Annotated in this window: 24 protein-coding genes and 1 riboswitch; of the genes, 16 read left to right on the top strand and 8 right to left on the bottom strand. The window is 71.5% G+C overall.

The window, feature by feature from the left end:
- The first annotated feature begins 41 nt into the window (after positions 1–41).
- The 8 genes from ABZX75_RS15735 (at position 42) to ABZX75_RS15700 (ending at position 6,541) form a co-directional block, all read left to right on the top strand.
- Positions 42–1,424 (top strand): L-serine ammonia-lyase, encoded by a 1,383-nt coding sequence (locus ABZX75_RS15735; RefSeq protein ID WP_355410731.1) that lies wholly within the window; start codon positions 42–44, stop codon positions 1,422–1,424.
- Between the two features lie 172 nt (positions 1,425–1,596).
- Positions 1,597–2,004, top strand: a complete 408-nt coding sequence (locus tag ABZX75_RS15730) for an SsgA family sporulation/cell division regulator (RefSeq protein WP_355410730.1) — start codon at positions 1,597–1,599, stop codon at positions 2,002–2,004.
- A gap of 135 nt (positions 2,005–2,139) precedes the next feature.
- A complete protein-coding gene (locus ABZX75_RS15725) occupies positions 2,140–2,682 on the top strand; it encodes a hypothetical protein (protein ID WP_355410729.1) in 543 nt (180 codons plus the stop codon).
- 155 nt (positions 2,683–2,837) lie between these two features.
- A riboswitch (cobalamin riboswitch) is annotated at positions 2,838–3,059 on the top strand.
- A 28-nt stretch (positions 3,060–3,087) separates the two neighbouring features.
- On the top strand, positions 3,088–3,783 hold the full coding sequence (locus ABZX75_RS15720; RefSeq protein ID WP_355410728.1) for an energy-coupling factor ABC transporter permease: 696 nt from the start codon (positions 3,088–3,090) through the stop codon (positions 3,781–3,783).
- Positions 3,783–4,325, top strand: a complete 543-nt coding sequence (locus ABZX75_RS15715) for an energy-coupling factor ABC transporter substrate-binding protein (protein ID WP_355410727.1) — start codon at positions 3,783–3,785, stop codon at positions 4,323–4,325. The genes ABZX75_RS15720 and ABZX75_RS15715 overlap by 1 nt, the downstream gene beginning before the upstream one ends.
- Before the next feature lie 4 nt (positions 4,326–4,329).
- The gene (gene cbiQ / locus ABZX75_RS15710) at positions 4,330–5,079 is read left to right on the top strand and encodes a cobalt ECF transporter T component CbiQ (RefSeq protein ID WP_355410726.1); all 750 of its coding nucleotides are present in this window, start codon (positions 4,330–4,332) and stop codon (positions 5,077–5,079) included.
- The gene (locus ABZX75_RS15705) at positions 5,076–5,945 is read left to right on the top strand and encodes an ATP-binding cassette domain-containing protein (RefSeq protein WP_355410725.1); all 870 of its coding nucleotides are present in this window, start codon (positions 5,076–5,078) and stop codon (positions 5,943–5,945) included. Before cbiQ ends, ABZX75_RS15705 begins: the two co-directional genes overlap by 4 nt.
- 29 nt (positions 5,946–5,974) lie before the next feature.
- Positions 5,975–6,541 carry a PadR family transcriptional regulator gene (locus ABZX75_RS15700; protein WP_355410724.1) on the top strand — a complete coding sequence of 189 codons (567 nt, stop codon included), beginning with the start codon at positions 5,975–5,977 and terminating at the stop codon, positions 6,539–6,541.
- Positions 6,542–6,585: 44 nt separating this feature from the next.
- Here ABZX75_RS15700 and ABZX75_RS15695 read toward each other — a convergent pair whose 3' ends face one another.
- A complete protein-coding gene (locus tag ABZX75_RS15695; protein ID WP_355410723.1) occupies positions 6,586–6,798 on the bottom strand; it encodes an EF-hand domain-containing protein in 213 nt (70 codons plus the stop codon).
- A 259-nt stretch (positions 6,799–7,057) separates the two neighbouring features.
- On the opposite strand from ABZX75_RS15695, the gene ABZX75_RS15690 reads away from it, so the two are divergent.
- Positions 7,058–7,801, top strand: a complete 744-nt coding sequence (locus tag ABZX75_RS15690) for a tRNA-dependent cyclodipeptide synthase (RefSeq protein ID WP_355410722.1) — start codon at positions 7,058–7,060, stop codon at positions 7,799–7,801.
- On the top strand, positions 7,782–9,023 hold the full coding sequence (locus ABZX75_RS15685; protein WP_355410721.1) for a cytochrome P450: 1,242 nt from the start codon (positions 7,782–7,784) through the stop codon (positions 9,021–9,023). The genes ABZX75_RS15690 and ABZX75_RS15685 overlap by 20 nt, the downstream gene beginning before the upstream one ends.
- Before the next feature lie 131 nt (positions 9,024–9,154).
- Here ABZX75_RS15685 and ABZX75_RS15680 read toward each other — a convergent pair whose 3' ends face one another.
- From ABZX75_RS15680 to ABZX75_RS15655, 6 genes are all read right to left on the bottom strand, one after another.
- The gene (locus ABZX75_RS15680) at positions 9,155–10,342 is read right to left on the bottom strand and encodes a YncE family protein (protein WP_355410720.1); all 1,188 of its coding nucleotides are present in this window, start codon (positions 10,340–10,342) and stop codon (positions 9,155–9,157) included.
- Entirely contained in the window at positions 10,339–11,121 is a 783-nt protein-coding gene (locus tag ABZX75_RS15675; protein WP_355410719.1) for a polysaccharide deacetylase family protein, read from the bottom strand. Before ABZX75_RS15675 ends, ABZX75_RS15680 begins: the two co-directional genes overlap by 4 nt.
- 363 nt (positions 11,122–11,484) lie before the next feature.
- Positions 11,485–11,997 (bottom strand): ATP-binding protein, encoded by a 513-nt coding sequence (locus ABZX75_RS15670; protein ID WP_355410718.1) that lies wholly within the window; start codon positions 11,995–11,997, stop codon positions 11,485–11,487.
- A gap of 306 nt (positions 11,998–12,303) precedes the next feature.
- Positions 12,304–13,071, bottom strand: coding sequence for an enoyl-CoA hydratase-related protein (locus ABZX75_RS15665; protein WP_355410717.1), 768 nt, complete (start codon positions 13,069–13,071; stop codon positions 12,304–12,306).
- Positions 13,072–13,190: 119 nt separating this feature from the next.
- Positions 13,191–14,408 (bottom strand): Ig-like domain-containing protein, encoded by a 1,218-nt coding sequence (locus tag ABZX75_RS15660; protein WP_355410799.1) that lies wholly within the window; start codon positions 14,406–14,408, stop codon positions 13,191–13,193.
- Between the two features lie 213 nt (positions 14,409–14,621).
- Positions 14,622–15,842 (bottom strand): Ig-like domain-containing protein, encoded by a 1,221-nt coding sequence (locus ABZX75_RS15655; RefSeq protein WP_355410798.1) that lies wholly within the window; start codon positions 15,840–15,842, stop codon positions 14,622–14,624.
- 479 nt (positions 15,843–16,321) lie between these two features.
- On the opposite strand from ABZX75_RS15655, the gene glgX reads away from it, so the two are divergent.
- From glgX to ABZX75_RS15640, 3 genes are all read left to right on the top strand, one after another.
- Positions 16,322–18,511 carry a glycogen debranching protein GlgX gene (glgX, locus tag ABZX75_RS15650; protein ID WP_355410797.1) on the top strand — a complete coding sequence of 730 codons (2,190 nt, stop codon included), beginning with the start codon at positions 16,322–16,324 and terminating at the stop codon, positions 18,509–18,511.
- Between the two features lie 89 nt (positions 18,512–18,600).
- Positions 18,601–18,747: a hypothetical protein gene (locus ABZX75_RS15645; RefSeq protein ID WP_355410716.1), complete on the top strand. Its 147-nt coding sequence runs from the start codon at positions 18,601–18,603 to the stop codon at positions 18,745–18,747.
- A gap of 61 nt (positions 18,748–18,808) precedes the next feature.
- Positions 18,809–19,531, top strand: coding sequence for a CDP-alcohol phosphatidyltransferase family protein (locus tag ABZX75_RS15640; protein ID WP_355410715.1), 723 nt, complete (start codon positions 18,809–18,811; stop codon positions 19,529–19,531).
- Here the strand turns inward: ABZX75_RS15640 and ABZX75_RS15635 are convergent.
- Positions 19,512–20,012, bottom strand: coding sequence for an adenylyltransferase/cytidyltransferase family protein (locus ABZX75_RS15635; protein WP_355410714.1), 501 nt, complete (start codon positions 20,010–20,012; stop codon positions 19,512–19,514). The two genes, ABZX75_RS15640 and ABZX75_RS15635, sit on opposite strands and share 20 nt — an antisense overlap.
- A gap of 172 nt (positions 20,013–20,184) precedes the next feature.
- Between ABZX75_RS15635 and ABZX75_RS15630 the strand changes: the two genes are divergently transcribed.
- From ABZX75_RS15630 to ABZX75_RS15620, 3 genes are read left to right on the top strand one after another with little or no spacing between them, the layout of a single operon-like run.
- Positions 20,185–21,390, top strand: a complete 1,206-nt coding sequence (locus ABZX75_RS15630; protein WP_355410796.1) for a glycosyltransferase family 4 protein — start codon at positions 20,185–20,187, stop codon at positions 21,388–21,390.
- Positions 21,387–23,132, top strand: a complete 1,746-nt coding sequence (locus ABZX75_RS15625; protein ID WP_355410713.1) for a lipopolysaccharide biosynthesis protein — start codon at positions 21,387–21,389, stop codon at positions 23,130–23,132. Before ABZX75_RS15630 ends, ABZX75_RS15625 begins: the two co-directional genes overlap by 4 nt.
- The gene (locus ABZX75_RS15620; RefSeq protein ID WP_355410712.1) at positions 23,129–24,361 is read left to right on the top strand and encodes a hypothetical protein; all 1,233 of its coding nucleotides are present in this window, start codon (positions 23,129–23,131) and stop codon (positions 24,359–24,361) included. Before ABZX75_RS15625 ends, ABZX75_RS15620 begins: the two co-directional genes overlap by 4 nt.
- Positions 24,362–24,558: the final 197 nt, after the last annotated feature.

Genomic DNA, 24,558 nt, shown 5'->3' with positions numbered 1-24,558 from the left:
CCGCACCCTCCCACCCCACGAGCAGACAAGGGAGTCCGCCAGTGGCCATCTCCGTCTTCGATCTCTTCTCCATCGGCATCGGTCCCTCCTCCTCCCACACGGTCGGCCCGATGCGCGCGGCGCGCATGTTCGTGATGCGGCTGAAGAAAGACGGGGTCCTCGCCCAGACCGCGTCCGTCCGCGCGGAACTGTTCGGTTCCCTCGGGGCGACCGGCCACGGCCACGGCACTCCCAAGGCGGTGCTGCTGGGCCTGGAGGGTCACTCCCCGCGCACGGTGAACGTGGAGACGGCCGATGACGAGGTGGAACGCATCCGCCGGACCGGCCGCCTGCGGCTCCTCGGCACGGAGATAGGCGATGTCCACGAGATCGCCTTCGACGAGCCGAACCAGCTGATCCTCCACCGCCGGCGCTCCCTGCCGTACCACGCCAACGGCATGACGCTCTTCGCGTACGACGAGGCCGGCGCCCCGCTGCTGGAGAAGACCTACTACTCGGTCGGCGGCGGTTTCGTCGTGGACGAGGACGCGGTCGGCGAGGACCGGATCAAGCTCGACGACACCGAGCTGAAGTACCCCTTCCGCTCCGGCGACGAGATGCTCCGCCTCGCGAACGAGACCGGCCTGTCCATCTCCTCCCTGATGCTGGAGAACGAGAAGGCCTGGCGCACGGAGGAGGAGATCCGCGAGGGCCTCCTGGAGATCTGGCGCGTCATGCAGGCCTGCGTCGCGCGCGGCATGTCCACCGAGGGCATCCTCCCCGGTGGCCTGCGCGTCAAGCGCCGGGCCGCCTCCACGGCGCGCCAGCTGCGCACCGAGGGCGACCCGATGATGCACCGCAGCGAGTGGGCGACGATCTACGCCATGGCGGTCAACGAGGAGAACGCGGCGGGCGGCCGCGTCGTCACCGCGCCCACGAACGGCGCGGCGGGCGTCCTGCCGGCGGTGCTGCACTACTACATGAACTTCGTGCCGGGCGCGGACGAGGACGGCGTGGTCCGCTTCCTCCTCGCCGCGGGCGCGATCGGCATGCTGTTCAAGGAGAACGCCTCGATCTCCGGCGCCGAGGTCGGCTGCCAGGGCGAGGTCGGCTCGGCCTGCTCGATGGCGGCCGGCGCCCTCGCCGAGGTCCTGGGCGGCACCCCGGAGCAGGTCGAGAACGCGGCCGAGATCGGCATGGAACACAACCTCGGCCTCACCTGCGACCCGGTCGGCGGCCTGGTCCAGATCCCCTGCATCGAGCGCAACGGCATGGCGGCCGTCAAGGCGGTCACCGCCGCCAAGATGGCGATGCGCGGCGACGGCAGCCACAAGGTCTCCCTCGACAAGGTCATCAAGACCATGAAGGAGACGGGCGCGGATATGAAGGTCAAGTACAAGGAGACGGCCCGCGGCGGCCTCGCGGTCAACGTCATCGAGTGCTGATCCCGGACATGTGACCCGCAGGGCCCGGCGTACGCGTCGGGCCCTTCGGCATGTGGGGAAGTTCAACGGCCCTCGGCCGAGGACGTCCGGCCCGACGGGGTAGGGGCGGGCGGTGGGTCAGCTTGCCCGAGGGGCGTGTGGAATCCCCACGCCGAGAGAGAGGTACACCTCCGTGGCCGTCACCGAACACCGCGTCCTTCCGCTCCGGTTGGAGGACATACCCGCCTACATCCCGATACGCGGAGCCTTCACCTACCGGACCGACCGGCCCTACGAGGTGTCCCTCGACCTCCAGGGGGCCGGGATCCATCTGGCGCACTGGGTGTTCTCCCGCGACCTGCTGCTCGACGGGGAGACCTGTGCCAGCGGCGAGGGCGACATACAGGTCTGGCCACGACGGCAGGGCACCGAGCCGCGGATCTACCTCGCCTTCGGCAACGGCGAGCAGAACTGTGTGGTCTCCGCGCGGGCCAAGGACGTGCACGGGCTGTGCCGCCGGCTCACGACGCTCGTCCCGCGCGGCCAGGAGCGGCGGCACTACGACCTCGACGCCGAGCTGAGCGCACTGCTGGCCCGCTGAGGCGTGCCTCCCGGCCGGCGAGGTCCGCGAAACACGCCCCCGTTATCACGGCGGGCCAGTGCAACCGCGGACCGGCGCCGGGTGTCTCTACAGGTGACAACATTGTCCCCGTCTCTGGAGAATCGGGGGGACGTCATGAACCACCCACGTCGTCTACGTCGCCGGCAGATCGTGGCCCTGGCCACGGGTGCCCTGCTCACCGCCGGGCTTGCGCTCGCCGCACCGGGCTCCGCCGCCGCGAACACCGCCGCCGGCACCACTCGTGCCCAGGCCCAGACCCAGACCCCGCTCGTCGTCAATGCCCGCTGGGGCGGTCACTGCACGTTCGACCGGATCGTCATCGACCTGCAGGGATACGTCCCCGGGTACACCGTCACCCCCGTCCCGCAGCTGTACTACGACGGGTCCGGCCATCCCGTCCCGCTGGCCGGGAAGTACTTCCTGGAGATCCGCCTGAATCCCGCCGCCGCGCACACCGAGGAGGGGCAGAACGTCTACCAGGGCCCCCGGCTGCAGAAGATCTACCTGAGCAAGCTCAAGGGAATCGCCTTCACCGGCGACTACGAGGGGTACGTGACCTTCGGCGCGGCCTTCGACACCAAGCCCGCGTACTCCACCATGGTCCTGCACGCGCCCGAGCGGCTCGTCGTGGACATCGCGCACCCGAACGTCTGCTGAGAACACTCCGACGACCGGCAGGGACCGCCCGGGCCCTGCCGGTCTTCGCCATGGGGAGACCGGAGCGGGCAGCTCGCGCCCCTCGCCGGAGCGCCGGCGGGCGCGGGCGTGCTCGGCGCGCGTACGCTGCGCGGCCACGCCCGCACGCGGGTCGGTTTGTTACCGGTCCGCGCGGCCGACTAGGGTCAGCGGGCCTTGGTGTTCGGGAAACCGGTGAGAAACCGGTGCGGCCCTCGCCACTGTGATCGGGAAGTCCGGCTCCACTCCTGCGGGAAAGCCACTGGGAACGCGCGGGAAACCGTACGGCCCCGGGAAGGCGGAGCACCGGGCATCAGCACCCGTGAGCCAGGAGACCGGCCGGGGCGCGTTGTCCATCCACGAGGTGCTGGAGAGGTCTCCCTACTCATGCATATAGCCGAGGGGTTTCTACCCCCCTTGCACGCGGTCGCCTGGGGCGCCGCGTCCGCTCCCTTCGTCGTCCACGGTGTCCGCGCCCTCACCCGCGAGGTGAAGGCCAATCCGGAGAGCACGCTGCTGCTCGGGGCGTCCGGAGCGTTCACCTTCGTCCTGTCCGCGCTGAAGATTCCCTCGGTGACGGGCAGTTGCTCCCACCCCACCGGCACGGGGCTCGGGGCGATCCTGTTCCGGCCGCCGATCATGGCCGTACTCGGCACGATCACCCTCCTCTTCCAGGCGCTGCTGCTCGCGCACGGCGGGCTGACCACGCTCGGCGCCAACGTCTTCTCGATGGCCGTCGCCGGGCCCTGGGCGGGCTACGGGATCTACCGGCTGCTCCGCCGGTTCGGCCTGCCGCTGATGGTGACCGTCTTCTTCGGCGCCTTCTTCGCCGACCTGGTCACCTACTGCGTCACCAGCGTCCAGCTGGCGCTGGCCTTCCCCGACCCGGGTACGGGATTCGCGGGCGCGCTCGCCAAGTTCGGCGGGATCTTCGCGGTCACACAGATCCCGCTCGCGGTGAGCGAGGGGCTGCTCACCGTCCTCGTGATGCGGCTGCTGATGCAGTCCAGCAGGTCGGACCTGGTCCGTCTCGGGGTCGCGAAGCTCACCCAGGGCAGGACGAAGCCGGAGGCGACGGTCTGATGACGAAGAACGCGAAGATCAACACCCTGTTGCTGCTCCTGGTGGCGGCGCTGGCCGTGCTCCCGCTCGCGCTGGGGATGGGCGAGGGCAAGGAGGAGCCTTTCGCGGGCGCCGACGCCGAGGCGGAGGCGGCCATCACCGAGTTGAAGCCGGATTACGAGCCCTGGTTCTCGCCTCTGTACGAACCGCCGTCCGGCGAGATCGAGTCCGCGCTGTTCGCGCTTCAGGCGGCGCTCGGCGCGGGCGTGCTCGCGTACTACTTCGGCGTCCGCAAGGGCCGTCGCCAGGGCGCCGCCATCGCCGCCGCGGGCCTGGCGAGCCAGGACGGGGCCGCCCCCGCGGCCGGTGCCGGTCCGGCCGCTCCGGTGACCGGGCCCGGGTCCGCGCCGGATCCGGACGGGGTCGCCCCCGCGGGCCTGGCCGGCTCGGCCGCGGCGCCGACCTCCGCTCCGGCAACGGCAACCGCGCCCGCTGTCGGTCCCGCCGGTGCGGCGAAGGGGCCCGGGGCCTCCCCCGCATCGCCCACCGCGCCGGAGGCGTAGGGCGGTGCTGCCGATCGACGTGGCGGCGCACAGCAGTCGCTGGCGCCGCCGCCACCCGTTGGAGAAGGCCCTGCTGGGTCTGGGGCTGACGGTCACCGCGGTGTGCCTGCCGCCCTGGCCCGGCGGACCACTCGTCGCCGCGGCCACCCTCGCGCTGCTCCTCGGACCCGCCGGGGTGGCCGGGCGGCAGCTGTGGCGGGCCTTCCGGATCCCGCTCGGCTTCTGCTTCACCGGGGCGGCGCCGCTGCTGTTCGCCGTGGGCGGCCCGGCGGGGCTCGTCTCGCTGGCCCCCGACGGCCCCCGGCACGCGGGTGAACTGCTGCTGCGCACCTCGGCGGCCTCGCTCGGCGTGCTGCTGTTCGCCTTCACGACGCCGGTCTCGGACGTGCTGCCGAGGCTGGTCCGGGCGGGGGTCCCGGCCCCGGTGGTGGACGTGGCCCTGGTCATGTACCGGATCGGGTTCCTGCTGCTCGACTCCCTCACGCAGATCCGCCGCGCCCAGGCGGCCCGCCTGGGGCACGCGGGCCGCGCGGCGGCGTGGCGTTCCCTGGCCGGGCTCGCGGCGACCGCCTTCGTACGGGCCTTCGACCGCGCGGCCCGGCTCCAGGCGGGTCTGGCCGGGCGCGGCTACGACGGCGCGCTGCGCGTGCTCGTACCCGAGGCGGCGCTGTCCTGGCGGTTCCTGACCGGGTCCGCCGCCCTGCTGACCACGCTGGTCGCATCCACTCTCGCCCTGAAGGAGCTGTATCCGTGAGTCCGTTGGTGGAACTGGTGGGCGCGGGCTACGCGTACGAGGACGGGCCTCCGGTGCTGTCCGGCGTGGACTTCGGGATCGCGCCGGGCCGGGCCCTGGTCCTGCTGGGCCGCAACGGCAGCGGCAAGACCACGCTGATGCGGCTGCTGAGCGGGGGCCTGCGGCCGGTTTCCGGCGCGCTGCGCCTCGACGGCGCGGCGGTGACGTACGACCGGGCCGGTCTGACCCGGCTGCGGACGGCGGTGCAGCTGGTCGTGCAGGACCCGGACGACCAGCTGTTCGCGGCCTCGGTGGAACAGGACGTGTCCTTCGGGCCGTTGAACCTGGGCCTGTCCGCCGCGGAGGTACGCGCCCGGGTGGACTCGGCGCTGGCCGCGCTGGACATCACGGCGCTGCGGGACCGCCCGACCCACCTCCTCTCATACGGGCAGCGCAAGCGCGCGGCGATCGCGGGTGCGGTGGCGATGGCGCCGCGCGTGCTGATCCTCGACGAGCCGACGGCCGGGCTCGATCCGGACGGCCAGGAGCGCCTGCTGGAGGTCCTGGCGGGCCTTCGGTCGGCGGGGACCACGGTGGTGATGGCCACGCACGACGTGGACCTGGCCGTGCGGTGGGCCGACGACGCGGCGGTCCTCACCCCGGCGGGCATCCGCCTGGGCCCGGCCCACACGCTTCTCTCCGAGCCCGCGCTCCTCGCCGAAGCGGGTCTGCGCCAGGCCTGGTCCCCGGCGGTGGCGTCGCTGCTGCGGGCCCACGGCCTGCTGGGCGCACAGGCCCCCGGTCCGCGCACGGCCGAGGCCCTGTCCGCCTGGCGGCCGGTAGGCGACGGGCGGGCGGCGCGGGGGCCGGAGGCGGCCGGCCGGTGAGAGCCGCGCCGCAAACCTAGGATGGCCGCATGTCGCTCCCGCACGCCATCCTCACCGCCCTGCTCGAGAAGCCCTCGTCCGGGCTGGAGCTGACCCGGCGGTTCGACAAGTCGATCGGGTACTTCTGGTCCGCGACGCACCAGCAGATCTACCGCGAGCTCGGTCGGCTGGAGGAATCCGGCCTGATCCGGGAGCTGCCCAGCGAGGTGCCCGTACGGGGTCAGAAGAAGGAGTACGAGGTCCTGCCCGCCGGAAGCGCGGAGCTCGCCCGGTGGGTCGGCGAGAGCCAGGACCCGAAGCCGATGCGCGACCCCCTGCTGCTGCGCATCCGCGCGGCGGGGGTCGTGGGGCCGCAGGGGCTCGGGCCCGAGTTGCGGCGCCATCTGGAGCTGCACCAGCGGCAGTTGGCGCAGTACGAGGCCATCGAGGAGAAGGACTTCCCGCCGGGGCGCGACGCCGTGGAGGACCGGCTGCGCCGGCTCGTCCTGCACGGCGGGATCGCCCTGGAGACGTTCTGGCTGCACTGGCTGCGGGAGGCCCTCAGCGAGGTCGAGGACATGTCCGGCCCCGTCGGGGACGGGTCCCCCGGGGCCTGACCGCGCCCCCGGCCCCGGCGGGGGCAAGGGGCGCACGGCGGGCGCTACTTGTTCACGGAGGTCCAGAACTCGTCGAAGCTCAGCAGGCCGTCGCCGTTCACGTCCTTGGCGGCGATCACGGCGTCCGCGACCGGGCCGGTGACGAACGGGTCGCCCATGGCGGCCATGGCGCCCCGGTACTCGTCGGCCGTGACGAAGCCGTCGCCGTCCTTGTCGAACCGCTCGAAGGTCGTCTTCGCGCTGTCGATGTCCGCCACTGGGTCCACCCCTTCTTGGTGCTTGTTGACCGGCTCAGGGTAGCGGCCTCCCCACCCCTCCCCGACCTCGGGTCCCATTCGAGCGGCAGATAGAAATCCCATTACTCTTCCGTAGCGCGGAAGCGATAATTCCGGCCAATAATTCCGGCCTCCACTTGTCACGCTTCGGGATCACGGCATAACGTACCGACATTGCCGCCACACCGGGAGCGCAGGGCTCCCAGGGACAAGCGGCAACAAGGCGATCACATAGGTGACGATGACAGCTGACGCATCATTCGAAGTTTTGCCCTTCACCCGCACCTGCCGCCATATCTGGGAAGACGGCGATCATGTGCTCATCGGAGTGAGTCCTGGAAACAGCTACTTCAGCTCCGAGCGCATCACCAGTCTCGCCCGGTGGGCCACGACCCGCTTCGCGCAAGTCGACTTCGTCTACGCGGACCTTCACGTGGACCGGATGTTCGCCGCGTTCGGGTATTCCCGGGAGCATGCGGAGAAACGCGCCACGAAGGAGATCAAGGCGGTCCGGCGGCGGATTCTCAAAGGCGTGGAGGAATCAGGTCCGCCAGACGCCGAGATTCGCGTGAGAGCACTTTCAGAGTTCCAGACGAATCCCGTGTACCAGCTACTGCACCGGCGCGTGCTGCATTTCCTGGAAACCGACGACGAGTTCCGCAAGGGCTGCGAGGAGATGGCCCTTCACTTCGTCGGCTCCAAGGTGCCGGAAGGTGAATCCATCACCGACGCGCAGCTACAAGTCTGTTTCGATTACATCGCGGCCGAGCTGCCGTTCTTCGTGGACACCCCGAGCATTCTCAACGTGCCGTCCTCGGTGGCGGCCTACCACGTCAAGATGCCGCTCACCGATGTCCTCTTCGCGCGGGGCGGTGGCCTGCGCGCGACCAGGAACCAGGCCTACGCCGTCGTCCGGCCCGAGGCCGTCGCCGCGCCCCACCCCGCACCGACCGAAAGGATCACCGATGAGCGTCGAGCAGCTTGAGGGCCGGGAGAGCCGGGAGCAGCAGCCGCTCCTCGACTTCCCTCTCTCGCGGCGCGGCGACGTGCTTCCACAGGAGTGCACCTGGCTGCGCGAGAAGGCTCCGGTCGCCAAGGTCCGTACTCTCACCGGGGACCCGGCCTGGCTGGTGAGCAGCTACGCGCTGGCCAAACAGGTCCTGGAGGACGAGCGGTTCAGCCTCAAGGACACCGCGAACGCCGGAGTCCCCCGCCAGTACGCGCTGACGATCCCGCCCGAGGTCGTCAACAACATGGGCAACATCAACGGCGCCGGCCTGCGCAACGCCGTGATGAAGGCGCTCAACCCGCGCCAGCAGGGGCTCCAGGACGCGCTGCTGGCCAAGGCCGGCGAGCTCATCGACCAGATCGTCGCCGAGGGTGGACCGGCAGACCTCCGGACGGGGTTCGCCGACCCCTTCTCGGCGGCTCTGCACTGCCAGGTGCTCGGCGTGCCGTTCGAGGACTGGCGCCGGCTGATGTCGGGGCTGGACGTCGCGTTCATGACGGCGCGCGAACCGTTCGCCGACTCGGCCCTCAACTGGTACAAGGACGTCGGGTACTTCACCGAGCAGCTCGAAGCCCAGCTCGCCCTGCCTTCCGAGGAGCGTACGGGGCTTCTCGGCAGGTTCGCGGAGCTGAAGGAGGCCGACCCCGAGTCGGCGCACCTGACCGACGAGATGTTCGCGACCGTGGCCGTCTCGCTCTTCGGGGCGGGCGCGGTCTCCACGTCCGCGTTCCTGGTCCTCGCGGTCCTCGCGCTGCTCCAGAAGCCCGAGCTCATCGGCTACCTGCGCGCTCACCCCGAGCGCATGGGCAAGGCCGTGGACGAGCTGCTGCGCTGGAACCTGTCCGTCGGTGACGGCCTGCCGCGCATCGCCATGGCGGACATCCAGGTCGGTGACGTCCTGGTGCGCGAGGGTGAGCTCGTACTCGTCCTCCTGGAGGGGGCCAACTTCGACCCGGAGGTCTTCGAGAACCCGCAGGAGCTGAACCTGGAGCGCGAGAGCTCCCAGTCCCACCTCGCCTTCGGCGCGGGCCGGCACTTCTGCCCGGCCTCGGCGCTGGGCCGGGCGCACGCCGAGATCGCCCTGCGTGTGCTGGTCGAGCGGCTGCCCGAGCTGCGGCTCGCGGTGCCCGCCGAAAACCTCGTCTGGCGTACGGGCTTCATCAAGCGGCTGCCCGAGCGGCTGCCGGTGGCCTGGTAGCCCCTCGTCCGACGAGCACATGGCAGTGCCCCGGGAGCTGTGCGAGCTCCCGGGGCACGGTCATGCCCGACCGGCCGGCGCCCGGCCCCGCCGGAACCGCGCCGGGCCCCCGCCGGACCCGCGGGGTCGACCTAGCGGAAGATGCCGGTGTGGCCGAGCGAGTAGCGGCCGGGCTGCGGGTACACGGCGAGGCCGTGCGGACCGCCGCCCACGGGGATCCGGGCCAGCTGCTTGCCACTCACGGTGTCGATCGCGTAGACCTCGGAGTTGTAGCGACCCGACAGCCACAGCACCCGCCCGTCGGCCGAGACGCCGCCCATGTCGGGGCTGCCGCCGTCGGGCAATACCCACTTCTTCGTGAGCCTGTTCTCCTTGAAGTCGAAGACGGAGATGGTGCCCTCGCCCCGGTTGGGGACGTACATCTCCTTGGAGTCACGGCTGATGTACAAGCCGTGGCAGCCCTTTCCGGTCGGCAGCAGCTTCGGCGTCTCGAACGTGTCGCCGCTGAGCACCCACATGCCGTGCGCCATCATGTCCGCGACGTAGAAGGTCTTTCCGTCCGGCGAGACCTTGACGTCCTGCGGCATCGCACCCTCGAACGGCAGTTTCTGCTGCCCGATGACCTCCATCCGTTCCGTGTCCACCTTCAGGAGTTCCCCGGAGAACTCGCAGCTGACGATGAAGTACCGGCCGTCGGCGGAGAAGTCGGCGTGATTGACGCCGTAACAGCTCACCGGAACGGTTTTCACGCGGTTCATCGTGTGCGGATCGCGGAAGACGAGCTCCCTGTCCATCGAGGCCATGACGATCGCGTACCTGCCGTTGGGCGTGAAGTAGAGGTTGTACGGGTCGTGCACCTCGACGGGCTTTCCGGCCTCCCCGGTGGCCGGGTTGATCGGGGTGAGGGTGTGGCCCCGGTTGTTGTTGACCCACAGGGTCTTCATGTCCCAGGAGGGGACGACGTGCTGGGGCTGGACGCCGACCGGAATGGTGTCGATGACCTGGTACGTCTCCGGGTCGATGACGGACACCGTGTTCGAGTTGGTGTTCGGCACGTAGACGCGGGAGGGGAAGTCCTTGACCACCGGGGAGAGTTTGCCGGGCCGGTTGGCCGCGTAGATGTCGTTGGGGTCGAGGACCGGGGGCATGCCGGGCAGTCCCGGCGGAACGGCAGGCACTGCCTTGGCGGGCTCGGCCGGGCCCTTGGAGCCGAGTGACTCGGCGGGTCCCTCGCCGGCTGATCCGCAGCCGGCCAGGGCGGCGAGGACCAGACCGGCCAGCAGCACGGCGGCCTTCCGGGGAAGGCGGGTGGTCATCATGGGGTCAGCAGCTCCGTGGTGGTCACCGCGCTCAGCTTGCGGCGCGCGAGTTCTTCGAGGACGGGCGGCATCGCGTCGACCGTGTCCGCGTAGCCGAAGTGCAGGCTCACCACCGATCCGCTGCGGATCGTCCCGGTGACGGTGCGGATGACGGCCGCCGCGCCGGGCGAGGTGAAGTCGAGGGAGTCCACGTCGTATGAGAGGACGTGCGGGTAGCCCGCCCGCCGGGCCAGTGTCTGGACGAGCGGGGTCGCGTGCTGGGTCTGGGAGGGCCGGAACCAGGTGCCGATGGAACCGGTGAGGCGCTTGATCCGCTGGGCGCAGCCGGTGATCTCGGCATAGGCCTCCGCTGCGGGCATGGCGTTGATGGCGAGGTGGCGCTGGGTGTGGTTGCCGAGCTCGTGGCCACCGTCCAGGATCCGGCGGGCCATGGCCGGGTGCGCGTCGAGCCAGCTGCCGATCGCCAGTACGGTGACCCGCGCGCCCGCTCTTTCGGCCTCGGCCAGCACCGCCCGGGCGATGGCGGGTTCCCCGTTGCCGTGGAAGGTGAGGGCGACCCGGGGGCGGTCGCGCGGACCGTGGCCGATCTCGACGGGCTGCCCGGCGAACCGGCGCGGGCCGGCCGGGGCCGCCTGCGCGGGCCGGGCCGGTCGGGACGGGCCCGGAGGCGGGCCGGAGGGCGGGGCGGCGGGCCGCTCCGATCCACAGGCGGCGGTGAGGCCGACCACGGTGGCGGCACCCGCGCGCAGGGCCGCGCGGCGGCCTGGAGGTGAGAACACCTGCCCATTTAAGGGGTGGATGGCCCGGAAGGTAATGATTGACCCAATTAGCGACGTTCGCCGAAAGGGCTTCCAGGGCGGTCCGTCCGCTATGTGATCAACGATTCACGCAGAACGGTCGATAGTTATTCATTGATTGCGAGGCGAGTGGTCCAGCTCACCTAAGATTTAGCTAGAAAGTCTTATGATTTGCACACTTATGTCCGAGTAGGGAGTTTTGGCGTTCGCGCCCTCGTCTGCCATAGTCGGAATCACGGCTTCCCCATTGACCCGAGCGAAGTCGCCACGCCGAGGATCACACCCCATCGATCCTCGGCGCACCCATGAAGCCCCCGCACCGCCCACCACGGCGATCAGGGGGCTTCAGGCGTTCTGGCGGTCGGCGACCCGCATCTCGAACCAGGTGATCTTCCCGCGCGGCAACAGGTCGGCGCCCCAGCGGTCGGAGAGCTTGTCGACGAGGAACAGGCCCCGGCCGGTGGTGTCCAGCTCATGAACCGGCATCAGGCAGGGCAGCCCGCGCGAGGGGTCGCGCACCTCCACCCGGATCCAGCCGCGCCGTCGCACCATCCGTAAACCGAAGGAGCGGGCTCCGGTGTGCCGCACCGCATTGCCGACGAGCTCCGAGACCAGCAGGACCGTGTGCTCGGCGATCTGCGGCGACAGGCCCCAGAGGCGGACCACCACGCACTGGGTGAGCCGGCGAGCGGTGCTCGCCGACTCGGGCATGGACGGCAGCGTCACTTCCGCCTCGGCCGGGTTTCCATGCAACTCCAGCGCCTTGAAGCCCTGTTCGTCCTCAAGAGCCGCCGTGAGCCGTACGGCCGAAGCGCTCCCGCGCTGCCGCGGCTGTTCCACACCCTCCAGGCCCGCCATGCACCCATCATGGACGGCCGACCCGCCCGTCCGGGCCGTTCCGCAGGAAAACACCCACCGGAATCAAGTATTCCGATGAGGTGTCATGTCATATGCGCATGGCAACGAGGGCTCCTCGCTGGGGACTTGACCTGCGGTGACAGACCGCAGGGAGTCGATCACGGTGAGTGGGACGCCTTTTGCGCTTAAGGCTCTCTTAAGGCCTGGCTAATCCACCCTCAGGGAGGACCGCCCACTGACGCGGAGCTGCTCATACGCCCGTGGTCATACGGCCGTGCTCATACAGCCGTACTCATACAGCCGCGCTCATACGAACTTGGCCTTGCCCGGCCCCTCTTCGACGAAGCTGCGCATGCCGCGCTCGCGGTCCTCGGTCGCGAACAGCCCCGCGAACCAGTTCCGTTCGATGGTCAGCCCGGTGTCGATGTCGGCCTCCAGGCCGGCGTCCACGCACTCCTTGGCGGCGCGCAGCGCGATCGCGGGGCCCTGGGCCAGCTTGGCGGCCCAGGCGTGCGCCTGCTCGTACACCTCGGCGGCGGGCACGACGCGGTCGACCAGCCCCAGGGCCAGCGCCTCGTCGGCCTTCACCATGCGCCCGGTGAAGATGAGGTCCTTGGCCTTGGACGGGCCGATCAGCCGGGACAGCCGCTGGGTGCCGCCCGCACCCGGGATCAGGCCGAGCAGGATCTCGGGCTGGCCGAGCTTCGCGTTCTCGGCGGCGATCCGGTAGTCGGCGCACAGCGTGAGCTCGCAGCCGCCGCCCAGCGCATAGCCGGTGATGGCCGCGACGACGGGCTTGGGGATACGGGCCACGGCGGTGAAGGCGTCCTGGAGCGCGCGGGACCGGGCGATCATCGCCGCGTGGTCCATCGCCTGCATCTCCTTGATGTCCGCTCCGGCCGCGAACACCTTCTCACCGCCGTAGAGGATGACCGCGCGGACGTCGGCGCGGTCGGTGGCCTCCACCGCCAGCTCGCGCAGCCGGTCCTGGGTGGCGATGTCCAGGGCGTTCATGGGCGGCCGGTCCAGGCGGATGGTGCCGACGCCTTCGGAGACTTCGAGAGAGATGGTCATACAGCGGAGGTTAGTGCTCAGGGGGTCCGGGGGTCTCCCCCGGAAAGGGCACAGAACGGACGGTGGCCCGGTGCTGTGGGTCACAGCACCGGGCCACGTGGACCACCTCACGGAGGGGGCTACTTGATCCACTCCGCCCACGGCATGTTCCAGCCGTTGAGGCCGTTGTCCGGGGCGATCTGCTTGTCCTTCGAGTTCTTCACGATGACCACGTCGCCGATCAGGGACTCGTTGAAGAACCAGGCCGCGGGCTGGTTCCCGTCACCCGCGCCGCGCACGTCGCGCAGGCCGATGCAGCCGTGGCTGACGTTCGCCGAGCCGAAAGTGCCGGAGGAGGCCCAGTAGTTGCCGTGGACGAAGGTGCCCGAGTTCGACAGCCGCATGGCGTGCGGCACGTCGGAGATGTCGTACTCGCCGCCGAAGCCGACGGTCGCGCCGTTCATCCGCGTCACCTTGTACTTCTCGCTGATGACCATCTGACCGTTGTAGGTGGTCGTCGCCGGGGCGCCCGCGGTGATCGGGATGGTCTTGAGGAGCTGCCCGTCCCGGACGACCTCCATCTGCTTGGTGCCCGCGTCGACCGTGGAGACCTGGGAGCGGCCGATGGTGAAGGTGACCGTACGGGTCTGCTTGCCGTACACCCCGGGGCGGCCCTCGACTCCGTCGAGGGCGAGCTTCACGGTGACCTTGGTGCCCGCGGCCCAGTAGTTCTCGGGGCGGAAGTCGAGGCGGTCGTTGCCGAACCAGTGGCCCTCGATCGGCACGGACGGCTCGGCCGTCACGGTGATGGCCTTCTCGACGGCTTCGGGGTTGGTGATCCCGCGGGTGAAGTTGATCGAGACTGGCATGCCCACGCCGACGGTGGAACCGTCCTCGGGGGTGTAGTGGCCGATGAAGGTGTTCGTCGGGGTCAGAGTGGTGAAGGTGGTGTCCTTGGCGGACTCCCGGCCGGCTTCGTCCTTGGCGACCGCGTGCACCTTGTACTCGGTGGCGGAGGCAAGGTGCCGGGCGGGCTCCCAGCTCGCCCCGTCGTCGGTGAGCTTGCCCTCGACCGCGTTGCCCTTGGTGTCGGCGACGGTCACCGTCGTGAGCTTGCCACCGGTGCTCGTTATCTTCAGGACGCCGCTGGTGGCGACCTCCTTGGCCCCGTCGTCCGGCTTGACGCTGACCACGGCCTTGGACGCCTCGGTACCGGTCTTGCCGCTGCCGCCGCCCTCACCCTTGTCGCCGCCGCCCCCACCGGTTCCGCCGCCGCCGCAGGCGGTGGTGAACAGCAGGGCCGCCCCCAGCAGGAGGGCCGGCAGGCCGGTGCGGGCGCGGCCGCGTATCGGCTGCAGGTTCACTCGTGTTCTCCCCATGTCCCCCGCGCGCGGACAGTCGCGCGCTTGCCGACAGGTAATCACACGGGGGTATCACGAAGAGCCACGGTCTTGTCACCGTTCCGTCCCAAGTGCCGGGCCCGGCACGGGAGCGGGGCCCGGCACGGGAGCGGGGCCCGGCACGGAGGCGGCACGGTCGGGAGGCGGTACGGTCGGGAGGGCTCACGGTGCTCACACGAGGGCGGAGCCGGCGACCCAGTCGGCCCAGGACATGTTCCAGCCGCCCAGCCCGTTGTCCGGGGCCACCGTCTTGTCCTGCGAGTTCACGACCTCCACCACGTCTCCGATGAGGGTCCGGTCGAAGAACCAGCCGGCCGGGGTGTCCGAGCCACCGCCCTTGTCGTCGCGCAGGCCGACGCACCCGTGGCTCATGTTGCTGGTGCCGAAGGTGTCGGGGCTGAGCCAGTAGTTGCCGTGCAGGAAGGTCCCGGAGCTGGTGAGCCGCATGGCGTGCGGGACGTCGGGGATGTCGTACTCGCCGCCGAATCCGACGGTCTGGCCGTTCATCCGGGTGACGTCGAAGAGCTCCATCACCACCATCTTCCCGTTGTACGTCTTGGTCTTGGGGGCACCGGCGCTGATCGGCAGGGTCGAGAGCAGCCGCCCGTCCCGGCGGACCTCCATGGTGTGCTCGGCCGCGTCCACGGTGGAGATCTGGGAGCGGCCGATCGTGAAGCCGATGGTCTTGTCCTGGATGCCGTACGAGCCGGCGGCGCCCTGGACGTCGCGCAGCTTCATCTTCACGGTGACCCGGGTGCCGGCCTTCCAGTACTCCTTGGGCCGGAAGTCGAGCCGGTCGTCGCCGAACCAGTGGCCGACGACCTCGACGGCCGGGTCGGAGCTGACGGTGATGGCCCGCTCGACCTCCGCCCGGTGCTCGATGGAGCGGTTGAAGTTGAAAGAGATGATCATGCCGGTGCCGACGGTGGAGCGGTTCTCGGGCTTGAAGTAGCCGATGAACCGCTCCTCGGGCACGTAGGTGGTGAAGGTGGTGTGCCGGGCCTGGCGGCGGTTGTGCCCGTCGCGGGCGACCGCGTCCACGGTGTACTTGGCCGCCAGCGCGAGCCGGCCGGCCGACGGATCGGGGCTCCAGCTGAGCCCGTCCGCGGCGATGGAGCCGGGAACCCGCTCCTCCTGCGCGTCCTCCACCTTGGTGACCACGACCCGCTCCAGCCGGCCCTCGGGCACGGTGACCATGAGCCGTCCGTCGGCCGCCACCCCCTTGGCGTTGTCGTCGGGGGTGATCCGGATGGCCTCGTCCGGCGACCGGGGTTTGCCGGGGAGCTGGATCTCGATCGGGGATCCGCCGTCCCGGGTGCATCCGGCCAGGCCGCCCAGGAGGCCCACCCATGCCGCCACGGCGGCCAAGCCCGCCCCTGCCCGCCTCGTCAGAAGAGTCACGCCCCCTCCAACGATCGCGCCCCTCCGGGGGAAACGTGAGTGCGGCGCACGTTCCGGGGAGAACAGTGGGGGCAGAACAGTGTGAAGGACCAGACGGGGGCGGGCCCGGGCCGGGACGCCGGGGCGCACTCCCCAGGTCCTGTCCGGGCGATCTTCGCGGATCGGCCTCCGGTGTCGGGGGCCCGCGAAGATCGCCCGGTCAGGGCCTGACCCCCGACGGTACCCAGGAGCCGTGGAGGCGGGCAGTGTCGAGCGCAGCCGAACAAGAGGCGGTGGAAGCCGTCAGGAACGCCAGGGACGCCACGAGCGCGGTGGGGAGCAGCGGCGAGGCCGCGCCCGTACCGCGGACCGATGGCCCGACGGACGGTCAGGAGGGGCCGGGGGGACCGGACGGCCGGGGGAACGGTCAAGCGGACGGCCCGCCGAACGGCCTGACGAACGGGCAGGTCAACGGGCAGGTCAAGGGGCAGGTGTCCAGGGCGTCCGGACGCTCGGGACCACCGGTGTGGCCGGGGTCCGCCCACCCCCTGGGCGCCCGTTTTCACATCGGTCCGGGCGGGACGGCGGGCACCAACTTCGCCCTGTGGGCGCAGGGCGCGGAGGCGGTGGAGCTCTGCCTCTTCGACGCGCCGGGGCCCGGGGGCACCGAGGCCGTGGAGACCCGGTGCCGGCTGACCGAGCTCACGCACGAGATCTGGCACGGCTTCGTGCCGGGCGTGCGACCCGGGCAGCGGTACGGATTTCGCGTGCACGGCCGCTGGGATCCCTGGACGGGCGTCCGGAACAATCCGGCGAAGCTGCTGCTGGATCCGTACGCCCGGGCCGTGGACGGTGACTTCACGTTGCCGCCGGAGGTGTACGGGCACGTCCGCGACTGGCCCCAGCAGTACATCGCCGACACGGTGCGCGACGACCGGGACTCGGCGCCGTACGTCCCCAAGGGGGTGGTGGTCCACGATGACGACGACTGGGCGGACGACGTCCGGCCGAAGACCCCGTGGGCCGATTCGGTGATCTACGAGCTGCACGTGCGCGGCTTCACGATGCGCCATCCGGGTATTCCCGAGGAGCTGCGCGGCACGTACGCGGGGCTCGCCCACCCGGCGGCGATCGAGCACCTGGTGCAGCTGGGCGTGACGGCGGTCGAGCTGCTGCCGGTGCACCAGTTCGCGCACGAGGACCACCTGCTGCGCCGTGGGCTGCGCAACTACTGGGGCTACAACTCGGTCGGCTACTTCGCCCCGCACGCCGGATACTCCGCCTCCGGTACGGCCGGGCAGCAGGTCGGGGAGTTCAAGCGGATGGTCCGGGCCCTGCACGCGGCCGGCATCGAGGTCATCCTCGACGTGGTCTACAACCACACGGCGGAGGCGGGTGAGCTGGGCCCGACGCTGTCGCTGCGCGGCATCGACAACCGGGGCTACTACCGGCTCCAGAACGACCAGCGCCGGTACGCGGACTACACGGGTTGCGGGAACACCCTCCACGCGGGGCGCCCGCACGTGCTGCGCCTCATCACCGACTCGCTGCGGTACTGGGTGACGGAGATGGGGGTGGACGGATTCCGCTTCGACCTGGCGGCGGCGCTGGCCCGCTCGATGCACGACGTGGACATGCTCTCGCCGTTCCTGGCGGTGATCGCCCAGGACCCCGTGCTGCGGCGGGTCAAGCTGATCGCCGAGCCGTGGGACGTGGGCTCGGGGGGCTACCAGGTGGGGGCGTTCCCGCCGCTGTGGACGGAGTGGAACGACCACTACCGGGACGCCGTACGGGACTTCTGGCGGGGCGCGCTGCCCGACGTGCGGGACCTGGGCTACCGGCTGTCGGGGTCGAGCGACCTGTACGCGTGGGGCGGGCGGCGCCCGTACGCCTCGGTGAACTTCGTGACCGCGCACGACGGTTTCACCCTGCGCGACCTGGTGAGCTACGAGCGCAAGCACAACGAGGCGAACGGGGAGGAGAACCGGGACGGGACCAACGACAACCGGTCGTGGAACTGCGGCGCCGAGGGCGAGACGGACGACACGGCGATCGGGGGGCTGCGGCGGCGGCAGCTGCGCAACCTGCTGACCACGCTGCTGCTGTCGACGGGGGTGCCGATGCTGGTGGCGGGCGACGAGTTCGGGCGCACGCAGGGCGGCAACAACAATGCCTACTGCCAGGACAACGAGACGGGGTGGGTGGACTGGTCGCTGCTGGAGGATCCGGCCTGGCGGGAGCTGTTCGCCCTGACCCGGCGGCTGATCTCGCTGCGCTTCAGGCACCCGGTGCTGCGGCGGCGGGCGTTCTTTTCCGGGCGGCCGCAGGCGGTGGACGGGCTGCGGGACCTGGCCTGGTTCACGGCGGAAGGGGCGGAGATGACGGACCGGGACTGGTACGCGCCGGCCGCCGCGCTCGGCATGTACCTGTCGGGGCGGGACATTCCGGGGCGTGACGAGCGGGGCCGCCAGGTGACGGACGACAGCTTCCTGGCGCTGCTGCACGCCGGGGACGGGCCGGTGGAGTGGCTGCTGCCCGGCGCGCCGTGGGCGACGGCGTACGAACTCGTGCTGGACACCTCCCGCGAGGACCAGGCGGCCCCGCCGAACACCCGCCACCGGGCCGGCGAGCCGCTGACGGTCCCGGCCAGGTCGGTGATGCTGCTGCGGGTGGTGAGCTGACACCCGGCCGCCGCGCGGCGAACGGGACCGGCCGGACCGCCACGGGGCGGGGCGGGGCCCGGGGCCCGGCGGGGGGCCGCCGCCCGGCGGTGGCGGCTCCGCCCGCGGCCGTCACCGGGACCACGGTTCCGCCGCCGGTCGCGGCGGAGCTCGTGGCCGCCGCGCATCTGTCCGTACCGCTGCTTCCGGACGTACGGGTACATCCCGAGCGGGAACCGTCGGCCGCCCTGCGATGATGTGCCCGTCGTACGCGCGTGCGCAGGGACACGCGCGTCATCGAGGGGGTCAGGGGTACGCATGGGGAAAGTCGGGACCGCGCTGCGGGAGTTGCGCGGGGCGCAGAAGTCGGCGAAGGGCGTCTCGCTCTATTCGCGGTTCGCCAATCGGCCGACCGGGCGCTATCTGGCCGCCGGTTCCTACGCGCTGGGGCTCACCCCGAACCAGGTGACGCTGGTCAGCGCCGCGTTCAGCTTCGCCGCCGTGGCGGCGGTCGCCCTGGCCGCGCCCTCGTGGGGGCTGGGGATCGCGGTGTGGGCGGCACTCGCCCTCGGCTTCGCCTTCGACTCCGCGGACGGCCAGCTGGCCCGGCTGCGCGGGGGCGGCAGCGCGGCGGGCGAATGGCTGGACCACGTCGTCGACTGCGCCAAGCTGACCGCGCTGCACACCTGTGTACTGATCGCCTTCTACCGCTTCCCCGAGGCGTACGGGACCGGCGGGGAGGGCTGGCTGCTGGTGCCGCTGGGCTTCCAGTTCGCCGCGATCGTCACCTTCTTCGGCGGGCTGCTGACCGAGAAGCTGGCGCCCAAGCCGGCGCCGGGAAGTCCCGCCGCCGCTCCCTCGACCGTGCGCGCGGTGGCATTGCTGCCGGTGGACTACGGGGTGTTCTGCCTGGTTTTCCTGCTGCTCGGCGGCGGGGAGCTGTTCCGCTGGGCGTACGCGGGCTTCGGTGCGGTGGCCGGGCTCTTCCTGCTCGCCTTCCTCACGAAGTGGTTCCGGGAGCTCAGCGCCGTTCGGCGGTGAGGGATCCTTGCTGCGAGAGCGGTTCGGCGAGCGCGTCCAGTGCCCGGCGCAGCTGGGTGCTGGAGGTGTGCACGGTGTAGGGGAAGTAGACGACGTCGACGCCGTGCGCCGCGAAGTCACGTTCCAGCCGGTCGCCCTTGGGGGTGCCCCGCCAGTCGTCGCCCTTGAAGATGACGTCGAAGCGGACCTGCTTCCAGGTCTCCACCTTGTCCGGGACGGTCTCGACGAAGGCCGCGTCGACGTACTTCACACTGCGGACGATCTCCAGCCGCTCGACGAGCGGGATCATCGGACGGCGCCCCTTGGCGAGTTCGGCCATTTCGTCGGAAACCACTCCGGCCACCAGGTAGTCGCACTGACTGCGGGCGTGGCGGAGGATGTTGAGATGTCCGATGTGGAACAGGTCGTAGGCGCCCGGCGCATAGCCGACCCGGTACGACCCCGGGAGATCCCGCCGCGCGGGCTCGCCAAGGTCCGGCATGTCCTGCTCCATCATCTGTTACCCCCCAGAAGCCACACCCCCCGGTGTGGCGGATTAGCAGACAATAGCGTGCACGTTCCCGACCACGCGGGTGAACGAATAGGGTGACGTGCGCATCATCCAGGGGAGAAGGGGACGCTCAGTGTCCAGATCCGGTCACCGGCGCCTGCTGCTGGTCTCCACCAATTACGCTCCGGAACATGCGGGGATCGGGCCCTACGCCACTCAGATCGCGGAGCACTGGGCGGATCTCGGCCACGAGACACACGTCCTCGCCGGCATGCCGCACTACCCGGCGTGGTCGCTGGAGCCGGAGTACAAGGGGGCGCTGCGGCGCACGGAACAGCGCGCGGGGGTCACCGTACACCGGCGTGCGCACACCGTGCCGCCGCGCCAGACCGCCGTGAAGCGGGCCCTGTTCGAAGGATCGATCCTGCTGCACGGCGCCGTGGCCCCGCCCCGGATGCCGAAGCCGGACGCGGTCCTGGCCCAGATGCCCAGCCTGGCCGGCGGGGTCCTCGCCGCCCGGCTCGCGGCGCGGTGGAAGGTCCCGTACGTCCCGGTCGTCCAGGACCTCATGGGCGCCGCCGCCGCGCAGAGCGGGATCAGCGGCGGCGACAAGGCCGCCGCGATCGCCGGCCGCGCCGAGGCGTACGCCCTCAAGCGGGCCACCCTCGTCGGCGTCATCCACGAGACCTTCGTGGACCGGGTCGTCGGCATGGGCGTGGACCCGGAGAAGATCCGCCTCGTCCCCAACTGGTCCCACGTCGCGCTGCCCACCAAGCCGCGCGGCGAGACCCGGCGCCACCTCGGCTGGGCGCCCGGCCAGACGGTCGTCCTGCACTCCGGCAACATGGGCCTCAAGCAGGGACTCGAAGTCCTCGTCGGCGCCGCCCGGCTGGACCCGAACGTCCGTTTCGTCCTCATGGGGGACGGCAGCCAGCGCGCGGCTCTGGCCGATCTCGCGGCCGACGTACCGAATCTGGACATCATCCCCCCTGCCGCTGACGGCGAGTTCCCGGATATCCTCGCGGCGGCGGACGTGCTCGCGGTCACGCAGCACGCGGCCGTGCTGGACATGAGCGTGCCGTCGAAGCTCACCTCCTACTTCCAGGCGGGCCGGCCCGTCGTCGCGTCCGTCGCGGCGCAGGGCGGCACCGCCCAGGAGGTGGAACGTTCGGGCGCGGGGGTGCTCGTGGCGCCGGAGGACCCCGAGGCCCTCCTGAAGGCCGTACGGGCCCTGGCCGAGGATCCCGCGGGGGCGGATGCACTGGGAGCGGCCGGACCCCGCCACGTGGCGGCCCACCTGAGCCGTGAAGCGGGCCTGGCCCGCATCGACGCACTGATGGACGAAGCACTTGGGGGTCGTCAGCCGTGATCGAGACGAACCGGCCGGCAGCGGCCCCGGCCGAGGACGAGCCCGACCTCCTCAGGGACCAGTTCCGCCAGCTCCTGCGCTACCGGCGGCTCATCGGCGCGGGCATCGGCATCGGTCTGCTGGGCGGCGTCTACCTCGGCATCTCCACCGCCGACACCTATGTCGCGACCGCGGACGTCGTGCTGCGCGCGCCCACCGACGACCCGTTCAACCCGAGCCTCGCCCCCGACAAGGCGATCAACATCGGCTCGGAACGCCAGGTCGCGCTCAGTTCCTCCATAGCCAACGAGGCCGCGAAGAAACTCGGCGTGTCCGCGGCCGACTTCGCCGCCCTGCGCAGCGGTCTGCAGGTGACCAACCCGCCGCAGACCATGGTGCTCCGCTTCACCTACACCGCGGCCTCCCCCAAGGAGGCCGCCAAGCGCGCCAACGCGATGACCGACGCCTACCTGCTCAAGCGGCAGGAAGCCCTCGACCTCACCCGCGACCAGATGGTCAAGGGCTACAAGGCCCAGCGCGACCCGGTCGCCAAGCAGCTCGACGAGCTGTCCAAGGAGATCGCCCGGATGCCGGCCGGCGCCCCGCGCGACGCCGCCACCTCCACCAAGACCGACCTGCAGAGCGAGGTCGGCCGCTACAACGGCAGCATCACCAAGCTCGAAGCCCTCGACATGACCCCGGGCCGGGTCACCAGCCAGGCCACCCCTCCCTCCGCACCCGACGGCCCCGGCATCCCCATGTCGCTCGCGCTCGGCGCGGCCGTGGGGCTCGCGCTGGGCCTGCTCGCCGCCTGGGTCCGGCTCGTCTTCGACCCCGCGCCGCGCTCCGAGGGCGATGTGGCGCGGTCCCTGCGCGCCCCCGTACTGGGCTACCTGCCGCGGGACAAGACCGGCGGCGGGCCGCTGCTCGCCGCCGGTGAGGCCGATCCGCGGCTCGCCGAGGAGTACCGCTCGGTGGCCTTCCGCCTGGCCTACGACTCCCGCTTCGCCGACCGGCGCCGACTGCTCGTCGTCGCGCCGCGCGGCAGCAGCGAGACCGCCGCCGCGGTGGCGGTGAACCTCGCCGCCTCCTTCGCGGAGACCGGCAAGGACGTCCTGCTCATCGAGGCCGACCTGCGCACCCCGGTCCTGGCCAGCCAGCTGCCGACCGATGCGGCCGGCCGGCCGCGCTGGAGCCAGACACCGGGCGGGCCGGCCGCCGGCGGACGCTCCGGACCGCAGCACGGGGACTCCGAATGGCCCGACGGGCGCCAGCTCGTCGTGGACGCCGGTGAGTCCGGAGCCTTCGACCTGATTCCGGGCGAGCGGGCCCGCAACGTCGCCCGCGCCCTGACCTCCCCGCGCGCCACCCGGCTGATCTCCGAGGCCGACTCCCCCAACTCCACCGTCGTCGTACTCGCGCCGCCCGTGCTCTCGTACGCCGACGCCCTCGCCCTCGTCGACCGCGTCGACGGTGTCCTCGTCGTCTGCGACCCGCGCGCCGTGCACCGCACCGACCTGTCCCGGATCCGCGAACTGATCAGCGGCGCCGGCGGCACCGTGCTCGGCGCGGTGCTGCACGCGCCGCTGCCCGGCGAGAAGCGCGGCCGCGGCAAGGCGAAGAGCGCCGCGCCCGCCGCGCCCGCCCCGCAGCCTCCCGAGCCGCAGCCGATCCCGTACGAGGTGGCCGAGGCGGAGCAGCACATCCCGGGCGACGGCACCGACACGGTGGCGCTGCGCACGGTCCGCACGGGCCGGCGGTGAGCCGGCGCGGCCTCGCGGCGGTCGCGTCGGTTCTGGACCAGGCCGCCTCCAGCGCCACGAACATCCTGGTGCTGGTACTGGCCGCCCGGCTGTCCTCGGCGTCCGGCTTCGCCGACTTCTCGATGGTGTACGTGACCTTCAGCGTGCTCCTCGGACTGAACATGGCCTACGTCGGCCAGAGCGTCGTACTGGAGAAGGGCGAGGGCCTCGGGGCGGTGTGCCGCTCCTCCGTCGCCTTCACCGCAGCCGCGTCGGCCGCGGCCGGGGCGGCGCTGGCCCTCGTCGGCCTGCTGCTGCCGGGGGCCACCGGCCGGGCCTTCCTCGCACTGGGCCTCGTACTGCCGCTGGTCCTGCTCCAGGACGGGCTGCGGTACTGCTTCTCCGCGCTGCGCACGCCCGAGCGGGCGCTCGCCGCTGACGCGTTGCGGCTGGTGTGCGCGGTCACGGCGCTCGCCCTTCAGCCCGAAGGGGCTTCGGCGGGGCGGCTGGTGCTGGTGTGGGGCCTGTCCGCGCTGCCCGCGCTGGCGCTAGGACTGTGGCTGCTGCGGCCGTACGCGCGCGGGGCGCGGGTCTCCTTGCGCCCGTACCTGCTCCGGGGCCACCTCGGGCGGCGGTTCGCGGTCGAGTTCGCGGTGGGCAACGGCTCCAGCCAGCTCGCGGTGCTGGGCCTCGGCGTCTTCGCCACGCCGCTGGCCGTCGGCGCGCTGCGGGGGGCGACCACCCTCTTCGGCCCGCTGAACGTGCTGTTCAACTCCGCGAACGCCTTTGCCCCGCCGGTGCTGGGGCGGCTCCACGGCAGGCGGGCCACGGTCCGGGCGACGGCGCTGCTGGGCCTGGTGCTGGCAGCGGTCGGCGCGGGCTGGGCCACCGCCCTCCACCTGCTGCCGGACCGGCTGGGCCGGGAACTGCTGGGCGACACCTGGGAGGCGGCGTCCGCACTGCTGCCCGCGACGGGCGTCCAGTACGCCGTGATGGGCCTGGGAACCTGCGCGCTGCTCACCCTGCGGGTGCTCGCCCCGAAGGCCACGCTGTCCTTGCAAGTGGTCTTCTCGCTGCTGTCCGTGGGGCTGCTGCTGGGCGGGTACGCCGCGTGGGGGGTGGCGGGAGCCGCCTGGGGCCTGGCGGCCGGCTCCGCCCTCAAGGCCGTGGCCGCGTGGTGGCGGGTCGCCCGCCTGCGGAGCCCTGCGCCGCAGGACGACGAGACCCTGACGGCGACACCCGCGCGGTAGGCGACTCCAGCCCCGCCGGCGCTTGAGTTGCGGGGCCGGGGCCGAACCCGGACAACTCCAGCCCCGCCTGCACTTGAGGCCCGGAGTCGAGGGGGTCGAGCCCGGGGCAACTCCAGCCCCGCCGGCGCTTGAGGCGCGGGGTCGGGGGCGGAGCCCCGGCAGCGGCGGCGCACCGGCGCACGGAGACGGCGGAGCCC

The sequence above is a fragment of the Streptomyces sp. NPDC003038 genome (genome assembly GCF_040611115.1).
GTDB lineage: Bacteria > Actinomycetota > Actinomycetes > Streptomycetales > Streptomycetaceae > Streptomyces.
Note: the sequence above shows the minus strand (reverse complement) of the source record. Positions and strands in the feature narration are given on the sequence as shown.

Bases quoted from the DNA above. Each gene is read 5' to 3' on its own strand.
- ABZX75_RS15725 (WP_355410729.1), top strand. From the start codon at position 2,140: ATGAACCACCCACGTCGTCTACGTCGCCGGCAGATCGTGGCCCTGGCC.
- ABZX75_RS15720 (WP_355410728.1), top strand. From the start codon at position 3,088: ATGCATATAGCCGAGGGGTTTCTACCCCCCTTGCACGCGGTCGCCTGG.
- ABZX75_RS15715 (WP_355410727.1), top strand. From the start codon at position 3,783: ATGACGAAGAACGCGAAGATCAACACCCTGTTGCTGCTCCTGGTGGCG.
- ABZX75_RS15700 (WP_355410724.1), top strand. From the start codon at position 5,975: ATGTCGCTCCCGCACGCCATCCTCACCGCCCTGCTCGAGAAGCCCTCG.
- ABZX75_RS15690 (WP_355410722.1), top strand. From the start codon at position 7,058: ATGACAGCTGACGCATCATTCGAAGTTTTGCCCTTCACCCGCACCTGC.
- ABZX75_RS15685 (WP_355410721.1), top strand. From the start codon at position 7,782: ATGAGCGTCGAGCAGCTTGAGGGCCGGGAGAGCCGGGAGCAGCAGCCG.
- ABZX75_RS15680 (WP_355410720.1), bottom strand. From the start codon at position 10,342: ATGATGACCACCCGCCTTCCCCGGAAGGCCGCCGTGCTGCTGGCCGGT.
- ABZX75_RS15670 (WP_355410718.1), bottom strand. From the start codon at position 11,997: ATGGCGGGCCTGGAGGGTGTGGAACAGCCGCGGCAGCGCGGGAGCGCT.
- ABZX75_RS15665 (WP_355410717.1), bottom strand. From the start codon at position 13,071: ATGACCATCTCTCTCGAAGTCTCCGAAGGCGTCGGCACCATCCGCCTG.
- ABZX75_RS15640 (WP_355410715.1), top strand. From the start codon at position 18,809: ATGGGGAAAGTCGGGACCGCGCTGCGGGAGTTGCGCGGGGCGCAGAAG.
- ABZX75_RS15635 (WP_355410714.1), bottom strand. From the start codon at position 20,012: ATGCCGGACCTTGGCGAGCCCGCGCGGCGGGATCTCCCGGGGTCGTAC.